Origin of the sequence: Vulcanisaeta sp. JCM 16159, assembly GCF_001316265.1 — an archaeon.
In the GTDB taxonomy this organism is placed as follows: Archaea; Thermoproteota; Thermoprotei; order Thermoproteales; family Thermocladiaceae; genus Vulcanisaeta.
Genome location: NZ_BBDN01000004.1, coordinates 145,350 through 154,371, shown reverse-complemented (window position 1 = coordinate 154,371; position 9,022 = coordinate 145,350). Strand labels below are relative to the sequence as shown.

12 protein-coding genes and 3 pseudogenes are annotated in these 9,022 nt (G+C 46.0%); 6 read left to right on the top strand and 9 right to left on the bottom strand.

Annotated features, from left to right (window positions below):
* Positions 1 to 27 precede the first annotated feature (27 nt).
* Positions 28 to 627 carry an amino acid-binding protein gene (locus JCM16159_RS05120; protein WP_054857146.1) on the top strand — a complete coding sequence of 200 codons (600 nt, stop codon included), beginning with the start codon at positions 28 to 30 and terminating at the stop codon, positions 625 to 627.
* Between the two features lie 3 nt (positions 628 to 630).
* Here the strand turns inward: JCM16159_RS05120 and JCM16159_RS14855 are convergent, their stop codons facing one another.
* The 6 genes and pseudogenes from JCM16159_RS14855 to JCM16159_RS05100 form a co-directional block, all read right to left on the bottom strand.
* Positions 631 to 1,128, bottom strand: coding sequence for a hypothetical protein (locus tag JCM16159_RS14855; RefSeq protein ID WP_367834316.1), 498 nt, complete (start codon positions 1,126 to 1,128; stop codon positions 631 to 633).
* Between the two features lie 12 nt (positions 1,129 to 1,140).
* Positions 1,141 to 1,739: pseudogene (locus JCM16159_RS18670) on the bottom strand (AMP-binding protein); the annotation flags it as partial.
* Between the two features lie 20 nt (positions 1,740 to 1,759).
* Positions 1,760 to 2,371, bottom strand: a complete 612-nt coding sequence (locus JCM16159_RS18665; RefSeq protein ID WP_367834293.1) for an AMP-binding protein — start codon at positions 2,369 to 2,371, stop codon at positions 1,760 to 1,762.
* Positions 2,372 to 2,532: 161 nt separating this feature from the next.
* Positions 2,533 to 3,954, bottom strand: coding sequence for an NAD(P)/FAD-dependent oxidoreductase (locus JCM16159_RS05110; protein WP_054857145.1), 1,422 nt, complete (start codon positions 3,952 to 3,954; stop codon positions 2,533 to 2,535).
* The gene (locus JCM16159_RS05105) at positions 3,944 to 4,435 is read right to left on the bottom strand and encodes a C-GCAxxG-C-C family (seleno)protein (protein WP_243665962.1); all 492 of its coding nucleotides are present in this window, start codon (positions 4,433 to 4,435) and stop codon (positions 3,944 to 3,946) included. The genes JCM16159_RS05110 and JCM16159_RS05105 overlap by 11 nt, the downstream gene beginning before the upstream one ends.
* On the bottom strand, positions 4,425 to 5,276 hold the full coding sequence (locus tag JCM16159_RS05100) for a DUF169 domain-containing protein (RefSeq protein ID WP_054857143.1): 852 nt from the start codon (positions 5,274 to 5,276) through the stop codon (positions 4,425 to 4,427). Before JCM16159_RS05100 ends, JCM16159_RS05105 begins: the two co-directional genes overlap by 11 nt.
* Positions 5,277 to 5,389: 113 nt before the next feature.
* Between JCM16159_RS05100 and JCM16159_RS05095 the strand changes: the two genes are divergently transcribed.
* Positions 5,390 to 5,698 (top strand): 50S ribosomal protein L14e, encoded by a 309-nt coding sequence (locus tag JCM16159_RS05095; protein ID WP_054857142.1) that lies wholly within the window; start codon positions 5,390 to 5,392, stop codon positions 5,696 to 5,698.
* 82 nt (positions 5,699 to 5,780) lie between these two features.
* On the opposite strand, the gene JCM16159_RS14850 is transcribed toward JCM16159_RS05095, so the two are convergent.
* From JCM16159_RS14850 to JCM16159_RS14840, 3 genes and pseudogenes are all read right to left on the bottom strand, one after another.
* The gene (locus JCM16159_RS14850) at positions 5,781 to 5,990 is read right to left on the bottom strand and encodes a hypothetical protein (protein WP_243665961.1); all 210 of its coding nucleotides are present in this window, start codon (positions 5,988 to 5,990) and stop codon (positions 5,781 to 5,783) included.
* Positions 5,950 to 6,485, bottom strand: a pseudogene (locus JCM16159_RS14845) (enolase C-terminal domain-like protein). The gene JCM16159_RS14850 and the pseudogene JCM16159_RS14845 overlap by 41 nt, the downstream one beginning before the upstream one ends.
* A 40-nt stretch (positions 6,486 to 6,525) precedes the next feature.
* Positions 6,526 to 6,960: a hypothetical protein gene (locus JCM16159_RS14840; RefSeq protein ID WP_243665960.1), complete on the bottom strand. Its 435-nt coding sequence runs from the start codon at positions 6,958 to 6,960 to the stop codon at positions 6,526 to 6,528.
* Between the two features lie 82 nt (positions 6,961 to 7,042).
* Here JCM16159_RS14840 and JCM16159_RS14835 point away from each other — a divergent pair, with 82 nt between their 5' ends.
* The 4 genes and pseudogenes from JCM16159_RS14835 (at position 7,043) to JCM16159_RS05075 (ending at position 9,000) form a co-directional block, all read left to right on the top strand.
* Positions 7,043 to 7,381 (top strand): hypothetical protein, encoded by a 339-nt coding sequence (locus tag JCM16159_RS14835; RefSeq protein ID WP_243665959.1) that lies wholly within the window; start codon positions 7,043 to 7,045, stop codon positions 7,379 to 7,381.
* On the top strand, positions 7,333 to 7,776 hold the full coding sequence (locus JCM16159_RS14830) for a hypothetical protein (protein ID WP_243666029.1): 444 nt from the start codon (positions 7,333 to 7,335) through the stop codon (positions 7,774 to 7,776). Before JCM16159_RS14835 ends, JCM16159_RS14830 begins: the two co-directional genes overlap by 49 nt.
* 155 nt (positions 7,777 to 7,931) lie before the next feature.
* Positions 7,932 to 8,329 (top strand): annotated as a pseudogene (locus tag JCM16159_RS05080) (30S ribosomal protein S11).
* A 53-nt stretch (positions 8,330 to 8,382) separates the two neighbouring features.
* A complete protein-coding gene (locus tag JCM16159_RS05075; RefSeq protein WP_243665958.1) occupies positions 8,383 to 9,000 on the top strand; it encodes a GNAT family N-acetyltransferase in 618 nt (205 codons plus the stop codon).
* Positions 9,001 to 9,022: the final 22 nt, after the last annotated feature.

Below are 9,022 nucleotides of genomic sequence, written 5' to 3'. Positions count from 1 at the left end.
TTAAGTCCATGCTTAGGTATTTATCTCATGGTTTGGTTACTGGTAAGTATTTCGAAGGATAGGCCAGGGCTACTTAATGACATTACCAGTATAATTAGGTCCCAAAATTTAAACATAAGGAATATCGTGGGTAATAATTATGCTATTCTCATTGAGATTGATGGTAAGGTAAATAATGAATTGGTAAATAATGTTGGTAATGTTGATGGGGTAAACACGGTAAGCGTAATAGACCTACCGTTTACAATACTTGGTCTTGTTCGGGAGAATTTTATGAAGGCTTTAGTTTTCTATGTCATGGAGAGGGAACCCGAGTTAATTGAGCGCCTTGGTTATGAATATGGTAAGGAGTTAATGAGGTGCGTACTAAATTCAAGGAATGACGTTAGGGTTGCTCTCTATACCTCATTGGAAATACTCACGGCACTTGGAGTCATAGCGCTAGCCAGTGTGCAGTTCATGTCAAGTAAAATCGTGGTCTCCATATCAAGGGCCTTTGACGAGGATGTTGGAATGCCATTGACCAGGGGAATAATTAAGGGCTTATTTGAGGTCTCGGGAAGTACTAGATATTGCGCAAGAATTGAGAGGGATGGGTTTTATCGTGATATAGTGATTACGTGTTAGCCCTTACGTAGCTGATGTAAGTTCATCCTTAAATCTATCCCTGAGTACCTTCTTATCTATCTTGCCGGTACTCGTCTTCGGCAATTCTGCCTCAACAATGACGATCTTGTCTGGTAGCCACCATTTTGGTATTTCTCCTTTTTCGACGAATTTCATTAGGTGGTTTTTGATTTCGTCTTCCGTGATTCTTTGGCCTGGCTTTGGAACCACAATGGCCACCGGCCTCTCACCCCACTTCGGGTGCGGAACACCAACAACAGCAACCTCACCAACAGCAGGATAAGTACTAATGATGCTCTCTAACTTAACACTTGATATCCATTCTCCGCCACTTTTGATAACATCCTTAAGCCTATCAACAATTACCACATAACCATCTGGAAGCCAAACAGCCACGTCCCCTGTATGGAACCAGCCATTGCGCCACGCATTCCTAGTCTTCTCAGGATCATTCAAATACTCCTTAGCTACCCATGGTGCCCAAACCGCCAGCTCTCCCATTGTCTTACCGTCCCTCGGCACATCCCTATCCTGCTCATCAACAACACGTAACAGGACAAGGGGTATTGGAAGGCCGGTCCTAAGTACTAATTGCTTTTTCTCGTCCTCAGAAAGATCCAAGTGTTCAGGTCTTAAGTAGGCCATTGTTAGTACTGGCGCCGTCTCTGTCATGCCATAGCCGGAGGCTATGATCATGCCCCTAGCTTTTGCCGCATTATAGAGGCCCTCGGGCATTGCCGAACCACCATTACCAAACCTTAAGCCCTTCAAGTCATACTTCTGCGAGTCAGGGTGTGTAAGTAGGATGTATAGTATCGTTGGCACACCACCTGTGTACGTGACCCCCTCCTCATGAATGAGCTTAAGTATGTGCCCCCAGTCATACCTACCTGGTAATACGTACTTCCTGGTGCCCGAAAGCATGACAACGTATGGCGTGCCCCAACCATGCACATGGAAGAGCGGTATTAATGGCATGGAAACATCCTTAACACCAACATTATAGGGTGGGTAGCTTAGGGCTATCGTTACAGCATGGCATGGAGCAGCAATTGCCTGTGCGTGAAGTAAACACCCTTTGGCGGACCCGTAGTACCTGAGGTGAATAGCATCGTTGCCGGTGTTCTTTCATCTATTTCTGGGAATTCCTCAGTGGTTCGTGCTTGAGGAGGTCCTCGTAGGGTATCATCCTAACTCCGTAGTCCTGGCTTGGCTCCTTACCCCTATCACTCATGTAAATAACGAGCTTTATTGTCTTTATATTGTCGAGGATTGGTTTTATGAATAATTCGAAGTCGTCAATATTTATAATTAAAACATCTGGTTTCGCAGTATTCATAATGTACATTATTTCATGCGGCGCCAACCTAATGTTCACTGTAAATAACGTAGCGCCAATCGACGGTACTGCATAGAACAAATCAACGTACCTAAGCGTATCCCATTCCATAACCGCGACCTTAGAGCCGAATTCCCATGGCTTGCCTGGTTGTAGACCTAAGTCCATTAGCGCCGCGGCCACCCTACGAGCCCTATCCGCGAACTGCGTGAAGGTGACCGACGTCCTGGAGCCACCAGGGGGCCAATAAACAATCTCATTATTTGGGAAAGAGTATGAGGCCCAGGTAAGTATCTTGTCGACCGTTAATGGATAATCTCTAAATCCACTTATTTCTCTTATTTCTTTCTGTTCCTGCTGCCTCTGCTCTTTTACATTACTTCTCCTAAGCCTTAATTTTTTCATGATTTCTTTCGCTCGTAAAAAAAACTTTTAAATACTAGTATTAAATAATATATATAATATATTAGATATAGCTATATTTTACTATAAATATTACTTCACGATAATGGTTCTTCACGGAATTAGGGCAGTATAATTTCTCATTATTTCATCGATCTATCCCTTTACCTCTTGGGTAAGTATACATTACTCCCTGAGGCTAGTTCCATGGCATCTATAAGAAGTTCTGTGAAAACAGGGTGTGAGAATACGAGTTCCTTTACTTCATCAAGTGTTAATCCATTCTTAATGGCTATTACGGCCGTGTTAACGATTTCGGATGCCCATGGGCCAATCATGTGAAAACCAACAACCCTCTTACTACCTCTCTCAATTACAATCTTTGTCCAGCCATAAGGCTTATTATATGCAATAGCCCTATAGTTTATGGTATTCGGCATCTTAGTAACCATGTACTTGGGATCATCCTTGCTTGCCGCAATACCGACAGAGGCCACCTCAGGGTCTGAGAAAACAACCATGGGCACCAGGTTATAATCAATCCTTGAGTTTATGCCTGCCACGTTCTCGGCAGCCACAATACCCTGAACCTTAGCTACACTGGCCAGCATATACTTACCAGTCACATCACCAGCTGCGTAGATGCTTGGTACGTTAGTCCTGGAGTGGTCATCGACCATGATGGCGCCATTCTTAACCTCAACACCGACACCCTCAAGATTAAGTCCCTCGGTATTCGGCACCCTCCCAACAGCAACCAGGACCTTGTCAACCTTAACTGCCTCACCACTCGATAAACGAACAAGCCTATTATCAGGGTCTACCTCTGTTACGGATGTACCTACTCTAACGTCGACCCCGTACATCTCCCTCATGACCCTATTGGCAAGATAATTACCTAATTCAGCGTCTGCAAATGTTGGTAATAATCTATCCATGATCTCGACAATAATGACCTTAGAACCAAGCTTATGCAATAGCGTCCCTAACTCAACACCTATTGCCCCACCACCTATGATCAATATACTATCAGGTATTGAATCAAGGGAGAAGAAATCATCACTAGTTATAACGAAGCCCCTCCTCAATCCCTCCTCCACACCCCTTATTGGCGGCACCTTAGGCCTAGAGCCAGTCGCTATTAACACATTCTTGGTCTCAATCACTGAATCTCCAACCTTAACGGAGTTTGGCGATGCCAACCGAGCCTCGCCAAATAGCATCTTAATACCCCAACTCGGAAATACCCTAAATGTATACCAAGCAATTATCTGACTGATTAACTGATCCTTAGCCCTAAACATAGCCTTCACGTCTAACTTTGCATCGATGATCAAGCCTTCATTGACTAAGTACTTACTTAGTTCATGGTAATGATCAGCTAAATATAACAACTTCTTCGTTGGCACACAACCAACATTTACGCAAGTCCCGCCAGGCCTATCCCTATTCCTCTCTATGAGTAGGACCTTAAGTCCCAATTGTGCAGCACGCACGGCGGCGTCAGCACCCGCGGTTCCTGAGCCGATGACTACGAGGTCCCACCTTGTGCCCTCAGCCTCCCTGCCTGTGATCTCAACGCTCATTAGAACCACCCAATATTGACCTTAGGGTTATCTCCACGGACTTCCTAACAATAACCGTGCACTTCTTCCTCTGCTCAGGCGATACTAGGTCGAATTTTGGGTTTAGGTCCTTGCAATTTGGTGATCCGAACATATTCACGAATTGTTTGTAGATGTTCGTAACCTTATTATGAAGTTCTGCGTGGTATGCTATAAATGATTCACCTGCTTGCCTACCGCCCCTTTCCTCATCTATCCTTCTCTTCATGTAAATGTTCACGGCAGCTACGGAGGCCCACAGGGCACCGCAGAGGTGTCCAGAACCGCTTAAGCCACCGGCAAAGCCTATCGATACTGCCAGTAACTCTGGCGATGCCTTAATGTTTAAGGCCTCAAGTAAGGCTACGAAGGGTGAATACGCACAGTTCTCAGTTTCAATAAGTAATTGAGTAGCCCTTTCCTTAGCATTTTTAATTAATTGCTCGAGTTTTTCATTCTCCATTGGTACCACCCCTCTCCCTCATCATCTTCTCATCGATCTCCTTAAGGAACCTATCATACAAATGCCCGATTACAGGTATGGAACCAAAGTCAACCCTGTAAAATATGCTCGGCATTGGTGGGTAAACAATGAAGTTAGTCCTGCTCTGTTCTTTAAGGGCATCGATAATATCACCAAGCATACCTGCTGGCGTAACAAAGAGCATTTCGTAATCCTCCACATGCCCAACGATCCTATCGCCATAGCCGGGTAGCGCAAGCCTGGGCTTGCCGGTAAGTAGGGTTTCAACGACGGCGGTGTCCGAGCCGGCCTTACCACTGGCACTCAGTGTAACCTTCTCACCACTGACGTATACGTAGGCCGTGACCAACTTAACCATTTGACCCGGCGTCCCGTAAATCATCACAACCTGGGGCTCATAAATAATGTTGTCCAGGGGCATCGTTAACAACGCCTTATACTTACCCGCAGGGAGCCTTGGTAAACTAGTATCAAGTGCCTTACCGGCCTCCTTAGTTCTCGTGTAAAGGCCATAGCTAAGGCTGCCATCAAGGAAGTAGTCCGGGGGCTCTGCAAATCCAAATATTATTATTTCGCCAGGGCATGCCATGTCCTCGAGGGTGGCTGCCATGCCCATGCCATAATATCTAGCGGCAGCCGCCATTTGACAAAAGGTTAGTTTCCTATGGAAATGCTTACTAGGGCGTAATGCACTAATGCCTAGTTGATCCAAGTCCCTATCTATTAGTGCCACGCCAATGGGCTTAGTCCTTAATCTAAGTATATCCATTAAATCGCTTGAATAACGTTTATACTTCTCTAGGGCTTCTTGAACAACCATAATTGTTAAAAGTTAAATTTATTTATAAGGAGTATTAGTATATATTTTATATATCATTAAGAGCAAGGGAATAGGTATGAAATGCTTATAAAGCCTTACACTACCCGTGCTTGATGCCTAGGGTCTTCGACATTGGTAGGGTTTGCGTGAAGGTTGCTGGTAGGGAGGCTGGTAGGAAGTGCGTCATTGTGGATATTAAGGATGAGAACTTCGTAATAATAACGGGGCCCAAGTCCCTAACGGGCGTTAAGAGGAGGGTCGTTAATGTTAAGCATATCGAACCAACGGAGTACAAGATAAACATTAAGAAGGGGGCCAGTGATGAGGAGGTTCTCAAGGCGCTTGAGGAGGCTAATTTGGTAGATTACATGAAGCAAGTCATAAAGCCTAAGCTTTCCATGATACCAACACAACAGCAATGATCAGCCGGTTCTATCTCTTCATCGATTCAATGCTCGGGGCTCTCTCATCACTTAGGTATTGAACATAACTGTCTTTTTAATCCTAAAGGAATTCCTTAATCTCATTCGGATCTTTCGCGTGTTCAGCAGCCACCCTTTCGTTTAGTTCAACCCCAATGCCAGGCCTTTTTGGTGGTGTTATGTAGCCCTCCTTTATGATCATGCCCTCCTTAACCATGTCAGGCCACCAGGGCAAGTCAATGGCATGCCACTCAATGGCTATGAAGTCCCCTATGGTGCTGCCACGTGGCATTTGCCATGGTCCCTATTGGACTTGAGATGTTGTGTATCGCCACCGGTACGTAGTACTCCTCGGCTAGGTAGGCTATCTTCTTCATCTCGAGTAAACCACCGAGCCTCTGCACATCAGGTGTATAATGTCCGTAGCCCCCTTCTCAATCAACTCCCTAAACTGCGAAAGCCTATACAACTTCTCGCCGGTGGCTATGGGCACCGGTGACTTAAGCCTGACCTCCCTCATCGCATCGATGTTCTCGGGCGGTACCGGATCCTCAAACCAGAAAACATCGTATTTCGCCAATTCCCTGGCTATGGCTAGAGCCGTGGGCACGCTGAATGCCCAGTGCCCATCAATCATGATGTCCACATCGTACTTAACGGCATCCCTAACGCCGCCTATGAACGAGGTCACGAACTTAACAACCCTCATGCCGAAGGTCCTATCGAACTCGGTCTCCACCATGACCTCCGGCACATCAACATCAAACTTAATGTACCTGAACCCCATGTTCATGGCCTCCCTGGCCCTCTTCACGTAATTCTCAACGTTATAGCAACCTCAGTACTGGCCAACTCAACCACCTCCTACCGCCAGTCTCAGTAATGCCAGCGCCGGCATGCAGGTCCGCGTAAACAGCGACCCTGTCCCTAACCCTACCGCCAAGTAATTCATAAACAGGGAGACCCGTTAACTTACCCTTCAAATCCCAAAGCGCTGTCTCCAATCCACTAATTGCATTATTAACCACGCCCCACTCAGAATTCGGTATGTGCTTCCTAATGAGCCTAAGCAGGTACTCAACATTAACCTCCTTACCCCTAATCAACTCCTCAGCCCTCCTCAAAACCTCCTTAATGCCCGGGCCCCTATGGCACTCCCCATAACCAACAAGTCCATTACTAAGCTCAACCTTCACAATGGGCCATTCGAAATTCCCCATAACAGTCAAGACCCTAATAGACCTAATGGTTGGTTCACTCATGGCAGTTCCTATATTAATGAAAATTTAATAAGTATTTCAGGTAATAATGTATTAATGGGTTTAATCCAATAACTAAATTAATATGGCCAGTGTAAACGTAATAGGTCTTGTGGATAACACGTACTTAAAGCCCTACGGTTCAACCAAGGATATCGACGTCCTAATCGAGGATACGGCCAGATACGGTGCATACGCAATAGCAATTAACCCAGTATTCCTTAGGTACGCCAGGGAGTACATGGCACGTAAGGGGTATACCTTCAGGGTAGTTGCAGTGGTTGATTTTCCATTTGGTGCCGGCACCACTGAGCTAGGGTGGACGCCATTAAACGTTACTCGCAGTATGCTGATGAGCTTGATATCGTGGCTCCAATGGGCCTTGTTAAGTCTGGGCTTTGGGATGAGGTTGAGCATGACATAAACACCGTGGTCGAGACCGCCCATAGAGAAGGTAAGGTCATCAAGATCATTGTTGAGGACGCCTACACAACGAAGGAGGAGAAGCTCGAGTTGTATAGGATTGTGATGCAGTCCGGCGCTGACTTCATTAAGACAAGCACAGGGTTTGAGGAGAGGGATTACGCGGAGAAGCTCGGTAATAAGACCGGCGCTCAAGTCGAGAATGTAAGATTAATGGCCGAGCTGTCTAGAAAGTATAATCCAAGGATTGGTATTAAGGTCGCGGGTGGCGTCAGGACTTATCGCCAAGTACTTGATTTAATGAGGACTGCCGAGAGGGAACCTGACCCCATGAGGTTTAGGGTTGGCACGAGTCACTTAACGAGCATTGTAGAGAGCATGAGGAGTAATCATTAGTCAATGGCGAGAAAATTTATAAAATGAGTGAAAATGCCAATCACCGAATGTCACAGGAAAACACAGAGAAGTCGGTTGAGGAAGTTCAGGGGGAGACGCAGCCGACGCAGTCAGCACCGCAATCGACACAGTTGCCTGAGATAAAGCCGACGCAGATCAGCGGTGCTAGGAAGCTTAGGTGGGGCGTTGCCTACGTTTACTCCAGTTATAATAATACGATAATAATAATCACCGATTTAACAGGTGCGGAGACCGTTGCTAGGGTTAGCGGTGGGCAAGTGGTTAAGGCTGATAGGGATAAGCCAAGCCCGTATGCGGCAATGATGGCCGCCTACAAGGCCGCCCAAATAGCATTGAGTAGGGGCATTAATGCAGTGCACATAAAGGTTAAGGCGCCGGGTGGATATGGCCCGAAGACGCCGGGTCCCGGTGCCGCGGCAGCCATTAGGCCTTGGCCAGGGCTGGCTTAATAATTGGCCGTATAGAGGATGTGACACCAATACCGACGGATACCATTAGACCACCTGGAGGTAGGCGTGGTAGGAGGGTATAATCGCAGCGATTCAGTTCTAAATTGATTAATCCTAATTATTAGTTAAGGTGTTTATGATGAATTGTAATGATCCAATTACAGTATTTATCGGTGGTAGGGAATTAATGAATTCCGCTGAGTTAATTTTGAGGGAATTCTTTGGTTCGGCTTATAGGTATGCGAGGGCGGTTGTTGATTACGGCGTGGGCTCAGTGGCGTTGGCAGTAATTAATGATTCCAGCGTGGGTGCTACCGTTTATTATAAGATCAACGTTGGTTCCGTTAGACTATGCGTTATTTACTACATAGCCGTAGTTGAAGGATGCAGAAACCAGGGTATTGGTAAGGTATTGATGAGTACGATAGAGGAGGTTTGCGCAGTTGATTCTGATGTTTATATAGTGACGACATGGCTTGGTAATGAACTTGCCAACAGACTCTACAGATCACTAGGCTATGTGGGCTATACGTGGGATGAGTTAAGGAGACTCATTGGTAGGCGGGCTGTTGATAGGTTGTTGAAGGCGACGTGTGGTTACGATGATGACATAGCCTATGTGAAGCCCATCGTTAGTGACAGCGACGTATTAGGTATATTAAAGCGTGTTGTTGAGGGTAATGGCAATGAAGTTAATAGGCTTTGGCGTGAGACCTGCCTAGGCGTTTGGCTTAGGATTAAGGCTGGTCTTTGATGAATTTCATTACTCATCACTG